General features: G+C 72.3%; 19 protein-coding genes, 1 tRNA gene and 1 pseudogene. 11 read left to right on the top strand and 10 right to left on the bottom strand.

The window, feature by feature from the left end; translation table 11 throughout:
• Window positions 1–124 precede the first annotated feature (124 nt).
• The 3 genes from ACLQ2U_RS05600 to ACLQ2U_RS05590 form a co-directional block, all read right to left on the bottom strand.
• Window positions 125–1,558 carry a pyridoxal-dependent decarboxylase gene (locus ACLQ2U_RS05600; protein WP_425749452.1) on the bottom strand — a complete coding sequence of 478 codons (1,434 nt, stop codon included), beginning with the start codon at window positions 1,556–1,558 and terminating at the stop codon, window positions 125–127.
• A gap of 190 nt (window positions 1,559–1,748) precedes the next feature.
• Window positions 1,749–2,744 (bottom strand): LLM class flavin-dependent oxidoreductase, encoded by a 996-nt coding sequence (locus tag ACLQ2U_RS05595; protein ID WP_425749451.1) that lies wholly within the window; start codon window positions 2,742–2,744, stop codon window positions 1,749–1,751.
• Between the two features lie 71 nt (window positions 2,745–2,815).
• The gene (locus ACLQ2U_RS05590) at window positions 2,816–3,295 is read right to left on the bottom strand and encodes an Lrp/AsnC family transcriptional regulator (RefSeq protein WP_425749450.1); all 480 of its coding nucleotides are present in this window, start codon (window positions 3,293–3,295) and stop codon (window positions 2,816–2,818) included.
• A gap of 102 nt (window positions 3,296–3,397) precedes the next feature.
• On the opposite strand from ACLQ2U_RS05590, the gene ACLQ2U_RS05585 reads away from it, so the two are divergent.
• The gene (locus ACLQ2U_RS05585) at window positions 3,398–4,558 is read left to right on the top strand and encodes a trans-sulfuration enzyme family protein (RefSeq protein WP_425749449.1); all 1,161 of its coding nucleotides are present in this window, start codon (window positions 3,398–3,400) and stop codon (window positions 4,556–4,558) included.
• 42 nt (window positions 4,559–4,600) lie between these two features.
• On the opposite strand, the gene ACLQ2U_RS05580 is transcribed toward ACLQ2U_RS05585, so the two are convergent.
• The 3 genes and pseudogenes from ACLQ2U_RS05580 to ACLQ2U_RS05570 all read right to left on the bottom strand — a co-directional run bounded on the left by ACLQ2U_RS05580 (window position 4,601) and on the right by ACLQ2U_RS05570 (window position 5,458).
• Complete coding sequence (locus ACLQ2U_RS05580; protein ID WP_425749732.1) at window positions 4,601–5,134, bottom strand: hypothetical protein; 534 nt, start codon at window positions 5,132–5,134, stop codon at window positions 4,601–4,603.
• Window positions 5,135–5,245: 111 nt separating this feature from the next.
• Window positions 5,246–5,350 (bottom strand): annotated as a pseudogene (locus ACLQ2U_RS05575) (terminase gpP N-terminus-related DNA-binding protein); the annotation flags it as partial.
• A 32-nt stretch (window positions 5,351–5,382) separates the two neighbouring features.
• Window positions 5,383–5,458 (bottom strand) — tRNA-Leu (locus tag ACLQ2U_RS05570).
• 94 nt (window positions 5,459–5,552) lie between these two features.
• On the opposite strand from ACLQ2U_RS05570, the gene ACLQ2U_RS05565 reads away from it, so the two are divergent.
• The 8 genes from ACLQ2U_RS05565 (at window position 5,553) to polA (ending at window position 15,561) form a co-directional block, all read left to right on the top strand.
• The gene (locus ACLQ2U_RS05565) at window positions 5,553–6,173 is read left to right on the top strand and encodes an ANTAR domain-containing response regulator (RefSeq protein ID WP_425749448.1); all 621 of its coding nucleotides are present in this window, start codon (window positions 5,553–5,555) and stop codon (window positions 6,171–6,173) included.
• 125 nt (window positions 6,174–6,298) lie between these two features.
• Window positions 6,299–7,474 carry a hypothetical protein gene (locus tag ACLQ2U_RS05560; RefSeq protein ID WP_425749447.1) on the top strand — a complete coding sequence of 392 codons (1,176 nt, stop codon included), beginning with the start codon at window positions 6,299–6,301 and terminating at the stop codon, window positions 7,472–7,474.
• Between the two features lie 249 nt (window positions 7,475–7,723).
• Window positions 7,724–8,869 (top strand): branched-chain amino acid ABC transporter substrate-binding protein, encoded by a 1,146-nt coding sequence (locus tag ACLQ2U_RS05555; protein ID WP_425749446.1) that lies wholly within the window; start codon window positions 7,724–7,726, stop codon window positions 8,867–8,869.
• A 64-nt stretch (window positions 8,870–8,933) separates the two neighbouring features.
• Window positions 8,934–9,917: a branched-chain amino acid ABC transporter permease gene (locus tag ACLQ2U_RS05550; protein WP_425749445.1), complete on the top strand. Its 984-nt coding sequence runs from the start codon at window positions 8,934–8,936 to the stop codon at window positions 9,915–9,917.
• Window positions 9,914–11,092: a branched-chain amino acid ABC transporter permease gene (locus ACLQ2U_RS05545; RefSeq protein WP_425749444.1), complete on the top strand. Its 1,179-nt coding sequence runs from the start codon at window positions 9,914–9,916 to the stop codon at window positions 11,090–11,092. The genes ACLQ2U_RS05550 and ACLQ2U_RS05545 overlap by 4 nt, the downstream gene beginning before the upstream one ends.
• Window positions 11,085–12,023 (top strand): ABC transporter ATP-binding protein, encoded by a 939-nt coding sequence (locus ACLQ2U_RS05540; protein ID WP_425749443.1) that lies wholly within the window; start codon window positions 11,085–11,087, stop codon window positions 12,021–12,023. The genes ACLQ2U_RS05545 and ACLQ2U_RS05540 overlap by 8 nt, the downstream gene beginning before the upstream one ends.
• Window positions 12,013–12,723 carry an ABC transporter ATP-binding protein gene (locus ACLQ2U_RS05535; protein ID WP_425749442.1) on the top strand — a complete coding sequence of 237 codons (711 nt, stop codon included), beginning with the start codon at window positions 12,013–12,015 and terminating at the stop codon, window positions 12,721–12,723. The genes ACLQ2U_RS05540 and ACLQ2U_RS05535 overlap by 11 nt, the downstream gene beginning before the upstream one ends.
• 138 nt (window positions 12,724–12,861) lie before the next feature.
• Complete coding sequence (gene polA, locus ACLQ2U_RS05530; RefSeq protein ID WP_425749441.1) at window positions 12,862–15,561, top strand: DNA polymerase I; 2,700 nt, start codon at window positions 12,862–12,864, stop codon at window positions 15,559–15,561.
• A gap of 58 nt (window positions 15,562–15,619) precedes the next feature.
• Here the strand turns inward: polA and ACLQ2U_RS05525 are convergent, their stop codons facing one another.
• From ACLQ2U_RS05525 to ACLQ2U_RS05515, 3 genes are read right to left on the bottom strand one after another with little or no spacing between them, the layout of a single operon-like run.
• Window positions 15,620–15,970, bottom strand: coding sequence for a DUF3140 domain-containing protein (locus ACLQ2U_RS05525; protein WP_425749440.1), 351 nt, complete (start codon window positions 15,968–15,970; stop codon window positions 15,620–15,622).
• Window positions 15,957–16,268 carry a DUF2945 domain-containing protein gene (locus ACLQ2U_RS05520; protein ID WP_425749439.1) on the bottom strand — a complete coding sequence of 104 codons (312 nt, stop codon included), beginning with the start codon at window positions 16,266–16,268 and terminating at the stop codon, window positions 15,957–15,959. Before ACLQ2U_RS05520 ends, ACLQ2U_RS05525 begins: the two co-directional genes overlap by 14 nt.
• Window positions 16,269–16,284: 16 nt before the next feature.
• Window positions 16,285–17,088 (bottom strand): class I SAM-dependent methyltransferase, encoded by an 804-nt coding sequence (locus ACLQ2U_RS05515; RefSeq protein WP_425749438.1) that lies wholly within the window; start codon window positions 17,086–17,088, stop codon window positions 16,285–16,287.
• Window positions 17,089–17,488: 400 nt separating this feature from the next.
• Here ACLQ2U_RS05515 and rpsA point away from each other — a divergent pair, with 400 nt between their 5' ends.
• Together rpsA and coaE are read left to right on the top strand one after the other, a co-directional pair.
• Complete coding sequence (gene rpsA / locus ACLQ2U_RS05510) at window positions 17,489–18,982, top strand: 30S ribosomal protein S1 (RefSeq protein WP_425749437.1); 1,494 nt, start codon at window positions 17,489–17,491, stop codon at window positions 18,980–18,982.
• A gap of 272 nt (window positions 18,983–19,254) precedes the next feature.
• Window positions 19,255–20,436 (top strand): dephospho-CoA kinase, encoded by a 1,182-nt coding sequence (coaE, locus tag ACLQ2U_RS05505; protein WP_425749436.1) that lies wholly within the window; start codon window positions 19,255–19,257, stop codon window positions 20,434–20,436.
• Window positions 20,437–20,440: 4 nt separating this feature from the next.
• Here the strand turns inward: coaE and ACLQ2U_RS05500 are convergent, their stop codons facing one another.
• On the bottom strand, window positions 20,441–22,009 hold the full coding sequence (locus ACLQ2U_RS05500) for a hypothetical protein (protein WP_425749435.1): 1,569 nt from the start codon (window positions 22,007–22,009) through the stop codon (window positions 20,441–20,443).
• Window positions 22,010–22,394: the final 385 nt, after the last annotated feature.

Genomic DNA, 22,394 nt, shown 5'->3' with positions numbered 1-22,394 from the left:
GAGCGTAGCGGATCTTGAATGAGCGCGCGGGCTCCACAGCCGATCGGATCCTTACCGCCGACCCCCCGGCGGCTTCGGGCGCCGTCGAGGTCGGGCCCCGCATTCGCAGTGGCCGGCGGTCGCGTCAGCCGGCCATGATCTCGGTCGCCGTCGTGGACAACAGCTCCCACGCCGCGTCCACGTGCTCCTCGGTGGTGAGCGGCGAGCCGACCGCCAGCCGCAGCGTGTAGCGACCGCCCACCCGGGTGTGGGTCAGCAGCATCCGCCCGGTGCCGTTGACCCGGGCCAGCAGGGCGGCGCTTGCCTCGTCCCCGGCCCGCAGCCGGAAGCAGACCAGCGAGAACGGGTGCGGCGCGGCCAGTTCGAACCGGTCGTCGGCGGCCACCCGGGCGGCGAACCGGTCGGCCAGGGCCACCCCGGAGCGGATGTGCGCCCGCAGCCCCTCGACGCCGTACCAGCGCAGCACGAACCAGAGCTTCAACGCGCGGAACCGCCGGCCCAGCGGCACCTGCCAGTCCCGGTAGTCGAGCACCGCGCCGGACTCGGTGGCGGCGTTGCGCAGGAACTCCGGCATCACCGTCAACGCCTCGACCAGCTCGCCCCGGTCGGCCACCCAGAACGCGTCGCAGTCGAAGCCGGTGAGCAGCCACTTGTGCGGGTCGAAGCAGTACGAATCGGCGTGCTCCAGGCCGGCGTGCGACCACCGCAGCTCCGGGCAGACCGCCGCCGCCCCCGCGTACGCGGCGTCGACGTGCAGCCAGACGCCGTACTCGGCGCAGATCGCGCCGATCTCCGGCAGCGGGTCCACGGCGGTGGTGGAGGTCGTCCCGATGGTCGCCACCACGATCGCCGGTACGTCCCCGGCCGCCAGGTCCGTCTCGATCGCCGCCCGCAGCGCCGCCGGGCGCATCGCCAGCGTCTCCGGGTCCACCTCGACCGGGCGGACCCCGTCCTCGCCAAGCCCGGCGATCCGGGCCGCCTTCTCGATGGACGAGTGCCCCTGCGTCGAGGTGTACGCCCGGTAGCGACGGTCCACGCCCACCTCGCGCCACCGGCCCTTGCTGGCGCGGTGCAGCGCGCCGAGGGTGGCGACCAGCGTCGCCGAGGAGGCCGAATCCTGGATCACCCCGCCGCCGCGGCCGGTGGAGCGGAACCGTTCCGGTAGGTCCATCAGCCCGGCCAGCCAGTCCAGCATCACCGTCTCCAGCTCGGTGCAGGCCGGGCTGGTGGCCCAGAGCATGCCCTGCACGCCGAGGCCCGAGCTGACCAGGTCGCCGAGCACGCTCGGGCCGGACGTGTTGGCCGGGAAGTACCCGAAGAACCCGGGGTGCTGCCAGTGGGTGAGCCGAGGTGCGATCACCGCGTCCAGGTCGGCGAGGACGGCCTCCACCGGCTCGCCGTGCTCCGGCGGGGCGACCGGCAGCGCGGCGACCACCGTCCCCGGCGGGTCCTGGGAGGTCACCGGTCGCTGCCCGAGCGTCGTCCAGTAGTCGGCGATCCAGTCCACCACCGCGTGCCCGGCGCGGCGGAACTCCTCCGGGTCCATGTGCTCAGCCATCCGACGAGTCGACCAGGTGGGTCGGCCGCGATCAAGGGGCAGGGGACCGGTTGTGCGGCGGGAAGCGCGACCCGGTGCACCACACCGCAGCACCCCCGACCCGTCCCGATCGGGAGTGCCGTACCACCACCGGTCACCAAACTAGGGGCGCTCCGCGACGGTGGGGTGCCGCCGGCATGAAGAGCGTGTTTCAGGCATTCCGGCCCAGGCCGCCGGCGACCTTCTCGGCGATCAGCTCGTACGAGCGCACCCGGTCCTCGACGTCGTAGACCATCGTGGTGAGCATCAACTCGTCCGCGCCGGTGCGCGTCAGCAGGCCCGTGAGCTGCCGGCGGACCGTCTCCGGCGAACCCATCGCCTGGCCCTCCCGGCGCTGCCGGACGAACTCGCGCTCCAGCTCGTTGTACGGGTACGCCGCCGCGTCCTCCGGGCTGGCCAGCGGCTCCGGTCGTCCTGACCGCAGCTTCAAAAACGACAGCGAACTCGGCCCGGCCAGCCACTCAGCCCGCTCGTCGGTCTCCGCGCAGACCGCGTTGACCGCCACCATCGCGTACGGCTTGTCGAGGAAGCGCGAGGGTCGGAAGTGCTGCCGGTAGAGCGCCAGTGCGGGCAGCGTGTGCTGCGCGCTGAAGTGGTGTGCGAACGAGAACGGCAGCCCGAGCAGGCCGGCCAGCTGGGCGCTGAACCCGCTGGAGCCGAGCAGCCAGACCGCCGGGGACTGGCCCAGCCCCGGGGTGGCCGTGATCGGCCCCGGGTCCTCGCCGCTGAAGTAGTTCATCAGGTCGGCCAGCTCGCGCGGGAAGCCCTCCGCCGACAGCCCCTCCATGGTCCGGCGCAGCGCCAGCGCGGTCATCTGGTCGGTGCCCGGCGCGCGGCCGATGCCCAGGTCGATCCGGCCCGGGTGCAGCGCCTCCAGGGTGCCGAACTGCTCGGCCACCACCAGCGGCGCGTGGTTGGGCAGCATCACCCCGCCCGAGCCCAGCCGGATCGTCGTGGTGTTCGCCGCCAGGTGGGCGAGCAGCACCGCCGGCGCGGAACTGGCGATCGCCGGCATGTTGTGGTGCTCGGCCACCCAGAACCGGCGGTAGCCCAGCTCCTCGGTGCGGCGAGCCAGCTCGGTGGTGTGCCGCAGCGCCTCACCGACGCTGGCGTCGGTGGCGACCGGGGCAAGATCAAGAACAGACATCGGTACGTCGATCACGGGCGGGAACAACCCGGCCCGCGCCGGAATTGTTCCCCTCGTCGGGTACGTGTGGCTCAGCCCATGCCGCGCGCCTGCTCGAAGATCAGGCTGGTCTGGGTGTGCTGCACCGCCGGATCCACGGCCAGGTGGTCGAGCACGAAGTCGCGCAGCGCGTCCCCGGACGCGGCCCGCACGTGCAGCACGTAGTCCTCCGCGCCGGCCACGTGGAACACCGACACCACCCCGGGCAGCCGCACCGACCGGGCCCGGAACGCGTCCACCGCCGCCCGCTCGTGCGCGGTCAGCCGCACCGAGACCAGCGCCTGCAACGGCAGGCCCACCGCCGCCGGGTCGACCTCGGCGTGGAAACCCCGGATCGCCCCGCAGTCGCGCAGCGCCCGGGTCCGGGTCAGGCAGGTCGACGGCGCCACCCCGACCCGCTCGGCGAGGGCGTTGTTCGGCAGCCGGCCGTCGGCGGCCAGCTCGGTCAGGATCGCGCGGTCGACGTCGTCCAGGGCGGCGAAGGGCCGTACATCATTCGGTGCGGAGGGCATGCAGCCATCTTGATCCGAACCCTTCAACGATGGAAGGGGCTGTATCAGAATCTTCTTCACCGCTATTGCCTCTTGCTGGGCAGATGTTCGACGCTTCTGGTCATGACGACGGTGGACACCCGGGCCGTGCACGCCGGCCGCGACGACCTCGCGAGCCTCGGCGTCCACGTGCCGCCGATCGACCTCTCCACCACCAACCCGCTGCCTTCGGTCGGCGACGGTGGCGAGGCGTACGAACTGCTCGCCACCGGCGGCACCCTCCCGCCCGGCGCCAGCGCCGTCTACCAGCGGCTCTGGAACCCCACCGTGGCCCGCTTCGAGACCGCCCTCGCCGAACTGGAGGGCACCGCCGAGGCCGTCGCCTTCGCCAGCGGCATGGCCGCGCTCACCGCCGCCCTGCTCGCCGCCACCCGCGACGGGAAACGGCACGTCGTCGCCGTCCGCCCCCTCTACGGCGGCACCGACCACGTGCTCGCCACCGGGCTGCTCGGCACCGAGGTCACCTGGGCCCGTCCGGAGGAGGTGGCCGCCGCGGTACGCCCCGACACCGCCCTGGTGATCGTCGAGACCCCGGCCAACCCCACCCTCGACCTGGTCGACATCGCCGCGCTCGCCACCGCCGCCGGCGACGTCCCGCTGCTGGTCGACAACACCGTCGCCACCCCGGTGCTCCAGCAGCCCGCCCGGCACGGCGCCGCCCTCGTCCTGCACAGCGCCACCAAGAGCATCGGCGGCCACGGCGACGTGCTCGCCGGCGTGGTCGCCTGCGACGCCGGCTGGGCCGCCCGGCTGCGCCAGGTCCGGGCCCTCACCGGCGCGATCCTGCACCCGCTCGGCGCGTACCTGCTGCACCGCGGCCTGCAGACCCTCCCGCTCCGGGTCCGCGCCCAGCAGGCCGGCGCCGAGAAGCTCGCCGGCTGGCTCGCCGGCCACCTGGCCGTCGAGCGGGTCCACCACCCGTCGCTGGCCGACCCCGCCGGCCTCGTCGGACGGCAGATGAGCGGCACCGGCAGCCTGCTCGCCTTCGAGGTACGCGGCGGCGCGCCTGCCGCGGCCGCCGTCGCCGGAGCATGCGAGCTGATCACCCACGCGGTGTCGCTCGGCGGGGTGGACACGCTGATCCAGCACCCGGCGTCGCTCACCCACCGGCCGGTGGCGGGGGAGGCCAAGCCGTGCGGCGGGCTGCTGCGGGTCTCCGTCGGGCTGGAGGACCCGGAGGACCTGCGGGCCGATCTGGAGCAGGCGCTCGCCGCGATCGCCTGACACGCCGGACCCGGGTTTGTCGAAGCGCCGTCCGACCTGGAGTCAGGACTTCGGGCCGACGTGGCGGTCGAGGGCGGTGACAGCATCGCGGCGGGCCACCGAGAGCGAGTTGCGACGGTTCATCCGCCAGGCGATGCCGAGCAGGTCCAGCGCCCACTGGCAGAGCCCCATGATGTCGGCCGATTCGTTGGTGAACATGTAGCGCGGGTAGACGTACTTCCTGCCGCGCACCGTCACGCGGTTGCTGACCCGGCAGCCGTCGGAGTGGAACAGGCCGCGCAGGAAATCGCCGGAGTGGGCGCTGACCATCTCCTTCTGCCAGTCAGTCAGGACGATTGGTCGCTCGTGCTTCTTGCCCGCACCGTGTTGCGGAAGCAGGCAGGGCCAGTGCTTGCCGTAGCTCTGCACGTTGACGCATCCCCGCTGCTGGACACGCTGCACCTTGGTCGCCAGGACGGCTCGCATGGCAGAGTCGCAGGCGTCGATCAAGCCTGGCCAACTGCTGCTGCACGAGACTCGCAGCACGGGCACTCGCGCGGAGGTGACCAGGTGCCCGTCACCCAGATAGAGGCCCAAGAGATAGCTGTAGGCGGGTTGATCTGTCGGATTGTCGACGTCTGTGCGGCACCGGAAGCAGCGGAGTGCGGTTCCTTGGGTGACTGGTTCCGGCCGATCGCGGCACCAGTGCCACACGGTGCGGTAAGAGAGCCCGACGCTACGGGCCGTGTCAGCGATGCTGGCCCCGGACAGGTACAGCCGCCGGGCGCGAGCGCGGATCTCGGGTGGATGCACGAGTTAATCGTCGAACAGGCGTACGACAGTCTTGGTGCCCCCGGTGGGATTCGAACCCACACTTTATGCAGTTTGAGTGCATCGTCTCTGCCATTGGACTACAGGGGCCTTCGCCTTCTTGGCCTGAACAGGTTACCCACTACGCTAAGGGCGGCGACACCCGGCACGGCGGGTGTCGGGCTCAGACTGGTGGGAGTGGCTCGTGGCCGAGACGCAGACGGATGCCGAGCGCAGGCGGGTACTGATCGCCGAGGACGAGGCGCTCATCCGACTGGACCTCGCCGAGATGCTGGTCGAGGAGGGCTACGAGGTCGTCGGCGAGGCCGGCGACGGCGAGACCGCCGTCCGGCTGGCCGAGGAGCTCAAGCCGGATCTGGTCATCCTCGACATCAAGATGCCGATCATGGACGGGCTGGCCGCGGCCGAGCGGATCGCCGGCGCCCGGATCGCCCCGGTGATCATCCTGACCGCGTTCAGCCAGCGCGACCTGGTCGAGCGGGCCCGGGCGGCCGGCGCGATGGCGTACCTGGTCAAGCCGTTCCAGAAGAGCGACCTGGTGCCGGCGGTCGAGATCGCGCTGTCCCGCTACTCCGAGATCGCCGCGCTGGAGGCCGAGGTCGCCGGGCTCACCGACCGGCTGGAGATCCGCAAGACCGTGGAGCGCGCCAAGGGCGCGCTGATGACGACGTACGGGATGACCGAGCCGCAGGCGTTCAAGTGGATCCAGCGCACCGCGATGGACCACCGGATGACCATGAAGGAGGTCGCCGAGCGGATCCTCGCGGAGACCGCCGGCGGCGAGGTCGCCCAGCCGACCCCCTGACGCGCCGACCGTTCCGGCCGCGAGGTCGCCGACCTCGCGGCCCCCAGACGGCGTGGCACGGTAGGAGCGCGGTCCTGCCAGAAGCGCGGTCCCCGAAAGTCGCCGCTGACCGATAGCATCGACGCGTGTTCACTCGGCGCGTGCTCGCGGTGCTCGGCGTCCTCGCCGCGCTGCTGGCCGGCTGCGACCCGGCCGCCGAGCCGGCCGGGGACACGCCGCGGCCGCTTCGCCCGGCCTGGCAGGAGCTGACCCTGCCGGCGCCGCCCGGCCCGGCCGGCCGCCCGCTGCTGCGCGACGCGGTGGCCTGCGCCGGCCGGTGGTACGCGACCGGCGGCGTCGCGGACGCCGCCGGTGGCACCCGCCCGGCGGCCTGGACCAGCGTGGACGGTACGACGTGGACGTCGGTGCCGATCGCCGCGGATTCGTTCTACGGCAGGCAGAACGTGCTCTACGCGGCGGGCTGCCGGGACGGCGCGCTGGCCGCGATCGGCGCGAAGGTCGGGGGCGCGCACGGCTATCCGCGGGTGAGCACCTGGTGGCAGCGCCCCGACGGGGGCCTGATCGAGGTGTCGGCGGCGTTCGAGACGTACGGCGGGCCGAAGGCGGTGAACGTGTCCCGCCTGGCGGGCGGCCCGGCGGGCTGGCTGATCGTCGGCAACCGGTCCAGCGGCGCGGCGTCCTGGGTGTCCCCGGACGCGGCGGACTTCGCGCTGGTGGAGGGTGCCCCGGAGCTGGCCAGCGACGGGCGTGGGGTCAGCTGGGCCTTCGACGCGGTGGGCGTACCCCAGGGGTGGCTGGCGGTGGGTGGCGTCCTGCCGGCGGGTCGGATCGACCGGGACCCGGTGGTCTGGTCGTCGGCGGACGGCCGGGCCTGGCGACGGACCGCGCTGCCCGGCACGGACCGCTACGAGGAGCTGCAGCGGGTGGCCCTGGTCGACGGCGCGGCGGTGGCGGTCGGGCTGCGCGGCCGGGCCTTCGGCGCCTGGCGGCGCGATGGCGACGAGTGGGTGGCGGCCGGCGGCTTCGGCGCCGCCGCGGCGTCCGGGGCGCCGTCGGTGGACGGGCTGGCGGTGGCTGGTGGCCGGTTGGTGGCGGCGGTCTCCGACGGGGCGGCCCGCTCGGTGTGGACGTCGGCGGACCGGGGTGGGTCGTGGCAGCCGATGGAGATCCCGCTGCCGGTGCCGGCGGGGGCGGACCGGGACGTCGCGGTGGCGGCGGTGGGGGAGCGGGTCTGGCTCTTCGCTGACGACGGCACGAGGTCGGCGGGGTGGTCGGCATCGTTGCCCGCCGTCCCGGAATGAGGGCGGATCGGGTATAACGACCGGTCAAGGATCCACCTGTTACGGGTTTCGCGTTGATCGCGCACGTCTTCGTAACGGTTTCGCAGACCCCGCCCCAAGCCCTTCCCCGGCCGTAGGAGTGTCGGTACGCTCCGCCATCACGAGCCGTAATGCAGGGGCGTCCCTGCCGGGTGGGTGGTGGTGCGGGCTGTGCTGTCGCCACCTCATCCGGATCAGTCGCCTCCTGCTTCTGGAGGAGGTCAGGAAGCCGTGAGGCGTAGTTATGTACGGGTGCTTGGAGCCGCCGCGATCGCCGCGGCGATGGTGGGCGCCGCGGGTTGCCAGGACTCGGGTAGCGGCGGCACCGCGTCCGGCGACTGCGGTGGCAAGATCGCTATCTTCGGCGCGTTCACCGGTGACAACGCGGGCCTGGTCCTGCCGTCGCTGAACGGCGCCAAGCTCGCTGTCAAGCAGTTCAACGAGAAGAACCCGAACTGCAAGGTCGAGATGCAGCAGTTCGACACCCAGGGCGACCCCGCCGTGGCGACCCCCTTCGCCAACCAGATCGCCGGCGACAACTCGTTCCTCGGTGTCATCGGTGGCCACTTCTCCGGTGAGTCGGACGCCACCATGCCGATCTACCAGGCCGGCGGCCTGGCGATGGTGAGCCCGTCGGCGACCCGGACCGACCTGACCCAGAAGGGCAACAAGTCCTTCTACCGGGTGGTCGGCCACGACGGCACCCAGGCGGGCGCCGTGGCCACCTACATGAAGTCGCAGAACGCGACGAAGGTCTTCGCCATCGACGACGGCAGCGCGTACGGCGCGGGCATCACCGCCGAGCTGGGCAAGAACCTGGGCGCGACGCTGGTCGGCACCGACAAGATCCAGGAGAAGCAGTCGCAGTTCGACGCGACCATCTCCAAGATCAAGGCGAAGCAGGCCGACTTCGTGTTCTACGGCGGCTACACCCGTGAGGCCGCTCCGCTGGTGAAGCAGATGCGCGCGGCCGGTGTCCAGGCCAAGTTCGTCGGCCCGGACGGTCTCTACGACCCGGCGTTCCCGCAGGGCGCCTCGGGCGGCGCCGAGGGTGCCATCATCACCTGCCCGTGCCTCCCGGCCGACAAGGCCGGCGGCACCTTCTCCGCCGACTACCAGAAGGAGTTCGGCCAGGCGCCGGGTTCCTACGGCGCGGAGGGCTTCGACGCGGCGCAGGTCTACCTGGACGCGTTCAAGGACGGCAAGAAGAGCCGGGCCGACATCCTCGCCTACGTGAAGTCCTACGACAAGCAGGGCGTCTCGAAGTACATCAAGTTCGACGACAAGGGTGACGTCGACCCGTCGAAGGTCGTCATCTGGGCGTACCAGATCAAGGGCACGGATATCACTCCGCTGCAGGAGCTCAAGCTCAACTGACGCCATGGCACTGGAGTGCGGCCGGGGTCTCCACCCCGGCCGCACTCGATGCAAGGAGACCCCGGTGAATTTCGACGAACTCTTCGGCCACCTCGGCCAGCACACCGTCGACGGCCTGTCCAAGGGCGCTATCTATGCCCTGATCGCCCTGGGCTACACCCTCGTCTACGGCGTCCTTCGCCTGATCAACTTCGCTCACTCCGAGGTCTTCATGGTCGGCACCTTCGCGGTGCTGGGCGTGTGGACCGCGTTCGGGGTGCAAAATAACCCGCCGATCGGCCAGGCCATCCTCTTCCTGGTACTCGGCCTGGTCGCCGCAGCGGTCGCCTCGGGCGGCACGGCCCTCGCGATCGAACGGATCGCCTACCGTCCACTGCGGCGCAAGAACGCACCGCCGCTGATCTTCCTGATCACCGCGATCGGCCTCTCTCTGGTGCTGGTCGAGGTCTTCGGCCTGCTCCTGCCCGACGTGGCGGGCAACGCGATGCCGTCGCTGTTCGGCCGGGCCCGGCAGATCGTCGGCATGCCGACGATCATCAAGCAGGAGACCCTGTTCGAGATCGGCAACACCGCCATCACCAACATCCAGGTGATCGTGTTCGTCTCGGCCGTGGGGATGATGGCGATCCTGGACTGGTTCATCAACCGCACCCGGTACGGCCGGGGTGTGCGCGCGGTGGCGCAGAACCCGGAGACGGCCGCGCTGATGGGCGTCAACCAGGAGCGCGTGATCATGCTGATCTTCGTGCTCGGTGGCGTGATGGCCGGCGCGGCGGCGCTGCTGTGGAGCATGCGCTTCGGGTTCACCCAGAACAGCATCGGCTTCGTGCTCGGGCTCAAGGCGTTCACCGCCGCGGTGCTCGGCGGCATCGGCAACCTGCGCGGCGCGCTGGTGGGTGGGCTCTTCCTCGGCATCGTCGAGGTGTACGGCGCCACGCTCTTCGCCTCCAACTGGGAGGACGTCATCGCGTTCGTCGTCCTGATCGTGGTGCTGATGTTCCGCCCGACCGGCCTGTTGGGTGAGTCGCTGGGGAGGGCCCGCGCATGATCGACAAGATTCGCACCGCAGACCGTCGCCGGGTCAGCCTGCTGACCTCGGTCGGTGACCGCTGGCGGGCGCTGCCGAAGTGGCAGCAGGCCCTCGGTGTTCTGGCCCTCGTGGTGTTCCTGTACCACCTTCCCTACCTGGGCAAGCTGCCAGGCGGCCTCGTGATTCCGGGCCTGAACGGGCTCCGCACCGACTCGATCGACGGTGGCAACAACTGGGCCGGTGTCCTGTTCACCTGTGCCATCTACGTGCTGGTGGCGATCGGGTTGAACGTGGTGGTCGGTCTGGCCGGTCTGCTGGACCTGGGCTACATCGGCTTCTTCGCCATCGGCGCGTACAGCGTGGCGCTCTTCGGCTCGGTGAACTCGCCGGTGGTGAAGTGGATCCAGCAGGAGTTCGACCTGCCGGCGACCTGGGCGGTGACCTGGGCCATCTGCCTGATCATCGCGCTCGTGCTCACGCTGATCTCCGGCGTGCTGCTGGGCTGGCCGACGCTGCGGCTGCGCGGCGACTACCTGGCGATCGTGACGCTCGGCTTCGGTGAGATCATCCGGATCGTGGCCCGCAACGCCAACGGTCTGACCAACGGCCCGCAGGGCATCTCCGCCATTCCGGGCCCGGAGGGCCCGCCGTCGGCGGACAACAAGGTCTTCGGGCTGATCGACGCCAAGCCGTGGTACTGGCTGGCCATCACCGTGGTGCTGCTGATGGTCTTCCTGGTGCGCCGGCTGGAGCACAGCCGGGTCGGCCGGGCCTGGCTGGCGGTCCGCGAGGACGAGGACGCCGCGGCGGTGATGGGGGTCTACCCGTTCAAGTTCAAGCTCTGGGCGTTCGCCATCGGCGCGGCCCTGGGTGGGCTCTCCGGGTTCCTCTTCGGCAGCCGGAACGCGTTCATCGACCCGACCCAGTTCAACGTGAACCTCTCCATCCTCTTCGTCGCCATGGTCGTGGTCGGCGGCTCGGGGAACATGGTCGGGGTTTCACTCGGCGCGGTGCTGCTGGCCTATCTCCCGGAGCGGTTCCGGGAGATCGCCGACTACCGGTGGCTGGCCTTCGGCCTGGCCATGGTGCTGGTGATGATCCTGCGTCCGCAGGGCCTGATCCCCAGCCGGCGACGGGCCCGCGAGCTGAAGGACCGTGCGGCGGCGGCAGAGGAGGCGCCCGCTCATGTCTGAGGAATCCACTCCCACCGCGACGCCGAAGGTCCCGGCCCAGCCGGGCCCGAAGCCGGTGCTGCTCGAGATCGACGACGTCACGCTCCGCTTCGGCGGCGTGGTCGCCCTCGACGGGATCAACTTCCAGATCCACGAGGGGGAGATCCTGGGCCTGATCGGCCCGAACGGCGCCGGCAAGACCACCTGCTTCAACGTGATGACCGGCGTCTACCGGCCCACCTCGGGTGCGGTCCGGTTCCGCGGCGAGCAGGTGACCGGCCGCAAGCCGCACCAGATCAGCCGGATGGGCATCTCCCGGACGTTCCAGAACATCCGACTGTTCCCGGAGATGACCGCGCTGGAGAACGTCATGGTCGGGACGGACTCCCGGCACAAGACCAGCGTGCCGGGAGCGCTGTTCCGGCTCTACCGGGTGCGGCCCAAGCCGGAGGAGCTGCCGCAGGTCACCGCGGAGTCCGGCATCGTCCGCTCCTGGCAGCAGCTGCGTCGGTCGTGCGCGAAGACCTTCGGGCTGTCCCGGCACATCCTGGAGGAGCGGGCCGCCGAGGCCAAGGCGCTGGAGCTGCTGCGCTTCGTCGGGATCGCCGACCGGGCGAACGACGAGGCGCGCAACCTGCCGTACGGCTACCAGCGCCGCCTGGAGATCGCCCGGGCGCTGGCCACCGAGCCGAAGCTCATCTGCCTGGACGAGCCGGCCGCCGGCTTCAACCCGGCGGAGAAGGAGGAACTGCTCGCCCTGATCCGGAAGATCCGTGACAAGGGGCTGACCGTGCTGCTCATCGAGCACGACATGCGCCTCGTCATGGGGGTCACCGACCGGATCGTGGTGCTGGAGTTCGGCCGCAAGATCGCCGAGGGCGCGCCCGCCGACGTCAGTCGGGATCCACGGGTGATCGCCGCGTATCTGGGGGAGTCCGCCGATGCTGCTTGAGCTGAACGACGTCAGCGTCGCGTACGGCCGGATCGAGGCCCTGCACGGCATCAGCCTGACCGTCAACGAGGGTGAGGTGGTGGCCCTGATCGGCGCGAATGGCGCCGGCAAGACCACCACCATGCGGGCCATCTCCGGGACCCGGGGGCTGGCCGGCGGCCGGATCGTCTTCAACGGCGAGGACATCAGCAAGCTCCGGGCCGACCTGCGGGTCGTCCGGGGGCTGTGCCAGTCGCCCGAGGGCCGGCAGATCTTCCCCGGCATGACGGTGATGGAGAACCTGGACATGGGGGCGTACACCCGGCGGGACTCCGCCGGCATCGCCGCCGACCTGGACCGGGTGCTGACCCTCTTCCCGCGGCTGGCCGAGCGGCGCAAGCAGGCCGGCGGCACGCTCTCCGGCGGTGAGCAGCAGATGCTGGCGGTCGGTCGGGCGCTGATGAGCCGGCCGAAGCTGCTCCTGCTCGACGAACCGTCGATGGGTCTGGCCCCGATGGTGATCCGGCAGATCTTCGACATCATCACGGAGATCAACCAGCAGGGCACCACCGTCCTGTTGGTGGAGCAGAACGCCCAGCAGGCGCTCTCCCGGGCGCACCGCGGGTACGTGCTGGAGACCGGTCGGATCGTGAAGGAGGGGTCCGGTCAGGACCTGCTCACCGACCCGGCGGTCAAGGAGGCGTACCTCGGCGTGGCCTGAGCACGTCGTACCGTCGGCGGCCGTCCGTCCCTCGCGGGGCGGGCGGCCGCCGGCGTCCGTGCCCGGATGCCGGTTTTCCCGCCGGCAGCGCGGTGCCGCCACCCGGTGTTGTCGGCGGTACGGGCTAGAGTCGCTGCCGTGACAGCTACGACGCCGCGCCTGCTCCTCGTCGACGGACACTCCCTGGCATACCGGGCCTTCTTCGCCCTGCCGGTGGAGAACTTCTCCACCACGACCGGGCAGCCGACCAACGCGGTGTACGGCTTCACCTCGATGCTGATCAACGTGCTCCGCGACGAGCAGCCCACCCACATCGTGGTCGCCTTCGACGTCTCCCGCCGCTCGTTCCGCACCGAGAAGTACGCGGAGTACAAGGCGGGCCGCAGCGAGACCCCGACCGACTTCAAGGGCCAGGTCAGCCTGGTCAAGGAGGTCCTCGCCGCGCTGCGCATCCCGGTGGTGGAGCGGGAGGGCTACGAGGCCGACGACGTCATCGCCACCCTCGCCTGCCAGGCCCGCGACCAGGGCATGCAGGTGTTGATCAGCACCGGCGACCGGGACGCCTTCCAGCTCGTCGGCGACCAGGTCACCGTGCTCTACCCGCGCAAGGGCGTCTCCGACCTGGCCCGGATGGACCCGGCCGCGATCGAGGCGAAGTACGGCGTCGGCCCGCAGCGCTACCGCGACCTGGCCGCCCTGGTCGGCGAGACCAGCGACAACCTGCCCGGCATCCCCGGCGTCGGCCCGAAGACCGCGGCCAAGTGGATCAACACGTACGGCGGGGTCGAGGGCGTCATCGCCCGGGCCGACGAGATCAAGGGCAAGGCCGGCGACAGCCTGCGCGAGCGGCTCGCCGACGTGATCCGCAACTACGAGATCAACTGCCTGGTCTCCGACCTGGAACTGCCGGTACGCCCCGAGGACGCCCGCTGGCAGGGCTGGGACCGGGAGGCCGTGCACCAGGTCTTCGACACCCTCCAGTTCCGGATCCTGCGCGACCGGCTCTACCAGTACCTGGAGGCGGTGGAGCCGGAGGCCGAGGCCGGGTTCGACCTCACCGGCGAGGTGCTCACCGAGCCCGGTGCGTTGGCCGGCTGGCTGGAGACGCACGCCCCGGCCGGCGCCCCGGTCGGTCTGGCGGTCAAGGTCGACACCGGCCCCAACCGCCGGCACACCGCCTCGGTGACCGGGCTGGCCCTGGCCACCGCCGGCGGGGCGGCGGCCTGGTGTGACCCGGCCGGGCTGGAGCCGGTCGACGAGGCGGCGCTGGCCGGCTGGCTGGCCGACGCCGAGCGCCTGAAGGTGCTGCACGACAGCAAGCCGGCGGTGCTCGCCTTCGCCGCGCACGGCTGGCCGCTGGAGGGCATCGCCCGGGACACCCAGATCGCCGCCTACCTGGCCCGCCCCGACCAGCGCTCCTACGACCTGACCGACCTGGCGCTGCGCTACCTGCACCGGGAGCTGCGGGTCGACGTGCCCGAGACCGGCCAGCTCACCCTCGACGGGCTCGGCGACGACGGCGCGGCCGAGCAGAACCTCATGCTCCAGGCCCGGGCCACCCTCGACCTGGCCGACGCGATCGACGCCGAGCTCTCCCGTGACGGCGAGCAGTCCGCCCGGCTGATGGCCGGGGTGGAGCTGCCGCTGATGCGGGTGCTGGCCGGCATGGAACGGATCGGCATCGCCGCCGACACGCACTACCTCTCCGAGCTGGAGGCGCACTTCGCCGCCGAGGTGAAGGCCGCGGCGCAGGGCGCGTACGAGGCGGTCGGGCGGGAGTTCAACCTCGGCTCGCCCAAGCAGCTGCAGGAGATCCTCTTCACCGAGCTGGGCCTGCCCAAGACCAAGAAGATCAAGACCGGCTACACGACCGACGCCGACGCACTCCAGTGGCTCTACGCGCAGAACCCGCACCCGGTGCTGGAGCACCTGCTGCGTCACCGTGACGTGGCCAAGCTGAAGTCCACGGTGGACGGGCTGCTCAAGTCGGTCTCCGACGACGGCCGGATCCACACCACCTTCAACCAGACGGTGGCGGCCACCGGCCGGCTCTCCTCCACCGAGCCCAACCTGCAGAACATCCCCATCCGCACCGAGGAGGGGCGGCGGATCCGTCGGGCCTTCGTGGTGGGGGAGGGCTACGAGCGCCTGCTCACCGCCGACTACAGCCAGATCGAGATGCGCATCATGGCGCACCTCTCCTCGGACGACGCGCTGATCGAGGCGTTCAACTCCGGCCACGACTTCCACGCCGCCACCGCGTCCTCCGTCTTCGACGTGCCGGTCGCCGAGGTCACCGGCGAGCAGCGTCGCAAGATCAAGGCGATGAACTACGGCCTGGCGTACGGGCTGAGCGCGTTCGGCCTCTCCCAGCAGCTCGGCATCACCGCGGACGAGGCGCGCGGGCTGATGGAGAACTACTTCGCCGGCTTCGGCGGGGTCCGGGACTACCTGCAGGAGGTGGTCGCCCGGGCCCGCCAGGACGGCTACACCTCCACCATCCTGGGCCGCCGGCGCTACCTGCCCGACCTGGGCAGCGACAACCGGCAGCGCCGGGAGATGGCGGAACGGATGGCGCTCAACGCCCCGATCCAGGGCTCGGCGGCCGACATCATCAAGGTCGCGATGCTGCACGTCGACACCGCGCTGCGGGACGTCGGGCTGCGCTCCCGGATGCTGCTGCAGGTGCACGACGAGCTGGTCTTCGAGGTGGCCCCGGGCGAGCGGGAGACCCTCGAAGCGCTGGTGCGACGGGAGATGGGCGCGGCGTACCCGCTGTCGGTGCCGCTGGAGGTCTCCGTCGGCGAGGGCCGCGACTGGAACAGCGCCGACCACTGACGCCGGACGCGCGACGGGCCGCCCGGCAGCCGGACGGCCCGTTCGTCGTGATGAGGCGTCACCGCTTGAGCGGGTCGTGCCCCCAGTTCATCAGCGACCAGCGCCACCTGGTGTCGCGCACGTCGCCGGAGGGCCGCTGGGCCATGTGCCGGCGGACGTACCCGACAACCTTGCGCATGTGCTGGTAGTCGCCCTCGGAGAGTTCGGCGCGCTTGCGCCGCAGCAGACCGATGATCTTCCGGCCGGACTCGTGGCCGACCGACTCGCCCCCGCCGGAGCGGCCGCCCTTGTGCCAGCCCACCAGCTTGGACTCGTCGGTCTCCAGCCACGTCGACAGCTCCCCGGGCTTCATGTTCACCGCCTCGGTGAACTCCCGATAGTTGTCCCGGCCGTCATCACTTCGGCTCATGGCGCAGCGCCTCAGGTCGGTGCGCGACGTCCCGGCCCGAGTCGTCGTTGCGGATCCGGTACTGCGGGTCGTCCGGGGACGCGTTCACGGGGTGCCCGCGGACGTGCGTCCGCTCGGTGAGCTCTTCCTTGACCACGCCACGTGCGCGACCGCTGTGGCTGGCCCAGGAGACGTGGTCGCCCTTGTGGAACTTCTTCTCGGCCATGCCCGACGGGTACCCGACGTCAATGCCTCGAAACGACGGGGTCGCCCGGCCGGCCCACGGGGTGATCTCGGTGACCGGCAGCGGACGTCGCACGAATTGTCCGATCCGCTCAGGCCGGCTTCTCGGTGACGAAGATGGCGGTGCCGGGGAAGAGTCGGCCCCGCAGCGGGCTCCACTGCCCCCAGAGCCCCTCGTGCCCCTCAGGCCACTCCGGCTCCACCAGGTCGACCAGGCGGAAGCCGGCCCCGACCAGTTCCCGGACCCGGTCGCCGAGGGTGCGGTGCTGCTCGACGTAGGTCGCCGCCCCGCTCTCGTCCTGCTCCACGTACGGCGAGCGGTCGAAGTACGAGTGCACCGCGGTCAGCCCGCCCTCGCCGGGATCGTCGAGGAAGATCCAGCGCATCGGGTGGGTCACCGAGAACACCCATCGACCGCCCGGGCGCAGCACCCGGTGCACCTCGGCCATCAGGGCGGCGGAGTCGTCGACGAACGGGATCGCCCCGAACGCGGTGTACGCGATGTCGAACGCCGCGTCGGCGAAGGGCAGCGCGAGCGCGTCGGCCTGCACCAGCGGCACGCGTACCCCGGTGGTGTCGGCGGCGTGCGCGGCGTGCCGCAGCATGCCGGCGGAGAGGTCGAAGGCGACCGGCCGGGCGCCCCGGGTGGCCAGCCAGCGGGCGCAGGCCGCGGCCCCGCAGCCGACCTCCAGCACCCGGCGCCCGGCGACGTCGCCGAGCAGCCCGGCGTCGGCCTCGCGAAGCCCCTCCGGGCACCAGACGAAGTCCACGTCGCCGAGGAAGCCGCCGTGCTCGGCCTGGTAGGCGTCGGCGTCGGCGTCCCACCAGCCGCGGTTCGCGCGGCGCGCCTCCGCGTCGCCGACCCGGCGCCGGGTCACCCGGTTGTCGTCATCCACCCGCTCACGCTAGGCCCTGCGCCGGCCCCGACCCACGTCGGCCGGGCCGGCGGATCGGGGGAACGCTGCCGTCCCGGCGCGGATGCGCTATCTTCTCGTGGGGCCGGTGTGACGCAGGAGACAGTTGAGGTGTTTTGCCGCCGAAATCTCCGCTTTCGCAGCTGACGAGGCCGCGAGGACCTGGGAGGCCTTGCACGCTGTGCTAATACAGCGGGTAGGCTAGACGATGCGCTCGCGGATCGTGTGCCTCGGCAGGGAGCAGGTGCGCGGTCACCGGAGCCACTAATGATCTTCTACTGGCGATCGTTCGGTGTGCCCGGCGACGGATCCGCTGGCGCGAACAGGTCACCGCGACACCACGCCTGCTGTGACAACCCATCCGACCGGAGCAACCGCCCACATGACGAGCAGCATCGAGGCCCCCTCGAGCGCCACCCGGGTCACCCACGACGATCTCGGTTCCGAGGAGGCTTTCCTCGCCGCGATCGACGAGACCATCAAGTACTTCAACGACGGCGACATTGTCGAAGGCACCGTCGTCAAGGTCGATCGGGACGAGGTCCTGCTCGACATCGGCTACAAGACCGAGGGTGTCATCCCCTCTCGTGAGTTGTCGATCAAGCACGACGTGGATCCCGCCGAGGTCGTTTCGGTCGGTGACCACATCGAGGCCCTGGTCCTCCAGAAGGAGGACAAAGAGGGTCGTCTGATCCTCTCCAAGAAGCGGGCGCAGTACGAGCGGGCCTGGGGCACGATCGAGAAGATCAAGGACGAGGACGGCGTCGTCCGCGGTTCGGTCATCGAGGTGGTCAAGGGTGGCCTCATCCTCGACATCGGGCTGCGCGGCTTCCTGCCCGCCTCCCTGGTCGAGATGCGGCGGGTGCGCGACCTGCAGCCGTACGTTGGCCGCGAGCTCGAGGCCAAGATCATCGAGCTGGACAAGAACCGCAACAACGTGGTCCTGTCCCGCCGGGCCTGGCTGGAGCAGACGCAGTCCGAGGTGCGCACCGAGTTCCTCAACAAGCTGCAGAAGGGCCAGGTCCGCAAGGGCGTCGTCTCTTCGATCGTCAACTTCGGCGCGTTCGTCGACCTCGGCGGCGTGGACGGTCTGGTGCACGTCTCCGAGCTCTCCTGGAAGCACATCGACCACCCGTCCGAGGTCGTCGAGGTCGGCCAGGAGGTCGAGGTCGAGGTCCTGGACGTCGACCTGGACCGCGAGCGGGTCTCGCTGTCGCTGAAGGCGACCCAGGAGGACCCGTGGCGTCAGTTCGCCCGCACCCACGCGATCCAGCAGATCGTGCCGGGTAAGGTCACCAAGCTGGTGCCGTTCGGCGCCTTCGTCCGGGTGGACGACGGCATCGAGGGCCTGGTCCACATCTCCGAGCTGGCCGAGCGCCACGTGGAGATCCCGGAGCAGGTCGTGCAGGTCGGCTCCGAGGTCATGGTCAAGGTCATCGACATCGACTTGGAGCGCCGCCGCATCTCGCTGTCGCTCAAGCAGGCCAACGAGGGCTTCGTCGAGGGCGAGGAGCACTTCGACCCGACCATCTACGGCATGGCCGCGACGTACGACACCGAGGGCAACTACATCTACCCGGAGGGCTTCGACCCGGAGACGGGCGAGTGGCTCGAGGGGTACGACAAGCAGCGCGAGACCTGGGAGAGCCAGTACGCCGAGGCGCGTCTGCGCTGGGAGGCCCACACCAAGCAGGTGCAGACCTCCCGCGCCGCCGACGCCGAGGCCGCTGCCAACCCGGCTCCGGCTGTGGCCGCCGGTGGCACCACCACCACGACCACCACGGCCCCGAGCCGGCAGGCCGAGGAGCCGGCCGGCACCCTGGCCACCGACGAGGCGCTCGCCGCTCTGCGGGAGAAGCTCGCCGGCGGCAAGTGACCCGCTGACGACGACGGGCCCCGTCCCCGCGATCCGGTTCCACCGGGTCGCCGGGGGCGGGGCCCTCGCCGTTTTCCGGTAGCCCGACGGTCGGCCGCCCCGCCTGCCACTGTTTCCTGGATGTGGTGGCCTCCGGCTCACCGTGATGCCACTACATACAGGAACGAGCACGACGCGACGCGGCGGCGACCCGGCGGCCACGCGGCGACGCGGCGCGGCGGACCAGCCCGGCCGGTTTGGCGGCGGGCCGGATGATCCGGTTCACTGGTCCGGTGCTGAAGGTGGGATTGACCGGCGGGATCGGGTCCGGCAAGAGCGCGGTGGCGACCCGGCTGACCGAGCGGGGTGCGGTGGTGGTGGACGCCGACCGGATCGCCCGCGAGGTGGTCGCCCCGGGCACCGAGGGGCTCGCCGAGATCGTCGCCGCCTTCTCCGAGCGGGTGCTCGACGCCGACGGCGCGCTGGACCGGGCCGCGCTCGGCGCGGTGGTCTTCGGCGACGACACCGCCCGCCGCCGGCTGGAGTCGATCACCCACCCGCGGGTCCGGGCGCGTACCGCCGAGCTGGTGGCCGCGGCCTCGCCCGACGCGATCGTGGTCAACGACGTGCCGCTGCTGGTCGAGGTGGGGCTCGCCCCGACGTACCACCTGGTGGTGGTCGTGCAGGCTGCGGTGGCCACCCGGCTGGAGCGGCTGGAGCGGGACCGGGGGATGACCCGCGCGGAGGCCGAGCGGCGGATCGCCGCGCAGGCCGACGACGCCCGCCGGCGTGCGGCGGCCGACGTGGTGATCGACAACGACGGCAGCCTGGACCAGCTGCACGCGGCGGTGGACGCCCTCTGGCGGGACCGGCTGGTGCGGTACGAGCGCAACGTGCGCGAACGCCGCGCCGTCCGCGCGCAGCGGGTGGTGCTGACCGAGCCCGATCCGACCTGGCCGCAGCAGTACGCCCGGCTGGCCGCCCGGATCCGGCACGCGGTCGCCCCGGAGGACCTGCGCGTCGACCACATCGGCTCGACCGCCGTGCCCGGCCTCGCCGCGAAGGACGTCATCGACGTCCAGCTGACCGTCCCGTCGCTGGACGTCGCGGACGGGCCGCTGGCCGAACGGCTCGCCGACGCGGGCTTCCCCCGGCTGCCCGGCGAATGGTGGGACAACCCCCGGCCGGCCGGGAGCGGCCGCTGGGAGAAGCGGCTGCATGGCAGCGCCGACCCCGGCCGCCCGGTGAACCTGCACCTGCGGGTGGCCGGCTCGCCGGGCTGGCGGTACGCCCTGCTGATGCGCGACCACCTGCGCGTCGACCCCGACCAGCGGGCCGCGTACCTGGTGTTGAAGCGGGAGCTGGTGGCGGCCGCGCCGGACAGCGGCGCCTACGCGACGGCGAAGGACCCCTGGTTCGACGAGGAGCACCTGAGGGCCGAGGAGTGGGCCGTGCAGACCGGCTGGCGGCCCTGACCGCTCACCGGACGACACCGCTGCCGGCCGGCGGGCGGTAGCGGTTCGCCGCAGGGACCGTGCGGACCCGGCCCGGCTTCCCCCCGTGGGGGCCTTCGGCCGCGCCGGCTTGCCCGCCGCCGCGGGTGCCTTCGGGCGGGGGCGGGACGACGCCGGGCGGCACCGGCCCGGGACTCAGGTCGAGCTGCGCCCACGCGCCGGGCCCGGTCCGCAGCTCCAGCCGGCGCAGCAGCCCGGCCTGGTCGATCCAGTAGCGCAGCCGCAGGCCCTGGACGCGCAGCTCGACCACGTCCACCGGCACGCCGGCCAGCCGGTCCCCGCGCAGTCGGATCGCGGAGCCGGGCCGGACGGGTGCCACCGCCGCCCGCAGGGCCGCGTCGACCAGCAGGTCGAGGTCGTCGGTCGGCCGTACGCCGGTCCGCCAGCCGGCTCCCGTCGGTGGCGGCAGCGGCGGACCGACCGGCGCCTCGGCGACGCCGCTGGCCGGGCCGACCGACAGCTCGGCCCGGGCGAATCCGGCGGCGTCCCGGCGCAGCAGCGTCCGGCGGCCGAGGGTGTCCAGCTCGGCCACCGACAGGTACGCCACCCCGTCGGACCAGCTGAGCCAGCCCGAGCCGCGCAGGTTGGCGGCGGCACCGAGCGGTGCGGCCACGGTGACGGCGGCGCCGGGCCGGGCCCGCAGCCGTGCCGGCAGCCGGTCCAGCCGTTCGGCCTCGGCGTCGGTGAGCGCGCGGGACAGCCCGGGTCGGCCGCCCAGCGCGTGGACCGGCCACAGCGTGGGCCGGTTGCTGCGCTCCAGCTCGACGTCGACCGGCGCGCCGTCGGGCAGCCGTCCCGCCCAGCGGTGCAGCCGGGCGTCCCGGTCGACCCACCAGCGGGGGTCCCGCTCCCCGGCGGCCGCCGGGGCCGGCGGGGTGGTCCCCGGACCGTCCGGCGCGGGCGCCGGCAGCGGCGCCTGCAGGACGTCCACCGGCTCGCCGCCGACGGTCTCCCGGCCCAGCCAGCGCCCGCCGCCGCGGCGCAGCGGGTCGGCGGGCTCGGCCCGGTCCGCGCCCAGCCCGAAGAGCACGTCGAGCGCCCCGGCCAACCCCCGTCCGGCTGGCAGGTCGCGCAGCCGCCAACCGTCGGTGGGCGGGACCAGCGGCGGTGGCGCCGGTGTCGGCACCGCCGTCCGGTCGGGGCGGACCACGACCACTGTCGGCGTCGCCTGCAGCAGGCCCCGGTCAGGCCCCGCGCCCGGTCCGCCGACGTCCAGGTAGGCCAGCGGTCGCCCCCAGTCGACCCAGCCCACCAGGTCGGTGCGGGCCGCGCCGGCGCCGATGGTCACCCGGACCCCGAGCCGGACGTCCCGGTAGTTGGTCACCCGGGCGGCGGCGAGCCGCTCGGACTCGTCCACGGTCAGCGCCCGGGCCGGCACCGCCGGTTCCGGCGCCCAGCTCAGCAGCCCGGCCACCAGCGCCGCGGCGGAGGCGGCGGCGACCACGCCGAGCGCGACCAGGGTGGTGCGGCGGCGGGCCGGTGGGTCCTCGGCCGCGGTGCCCGCGCCCGGCACGTCGGGCGGCGGGGGAGCCACCCGCCGGGAGCGCTGGTGCCGGCCGGCCGCGCGCCGCCACGGGCCGGCGTGGTCCGCCGGTCCCGGCCGGTCGTCCGCGCCGGCTCCCGCTGCGGTACGGCCGGGCGTGGCGGGTCGCCCGCCGGGCGGCGGGCCGGGGCGTCGATCGCCGACCGGGGCTGATGCGTGGTGCGCGGAGCCGGAGGGGTGCTCCGGGGAGGGCGACGGCGCCCGCTCGGATGAGGTGTCCACGAGTGGTTGAACGGCCGGCGCGGAGGAGGGTGACGATATAGGGGCGCTCGCGGCGGCCGGTCTGCGCGTCGAGCGCGACCACGTCGGGTGCGCACGCCGGTGATGTCCGGGTGCTGCGACCCCTCGTGCCGGGGGCGGCCCGCCCCTGAGGGTC

The organism is Micromonospora sp. DT47 (genome assembly GCF_049844475.1).
GTDB lineage: Bacteria > Actinomycetota > Actinomycetes > Mycobacteriales > Micromonosporaceae > Micromonospora.
Note: the sequence above shows the minus strand (reverse complement) of the source record. Positions and strands in the feature narration are given on the sequence as shown.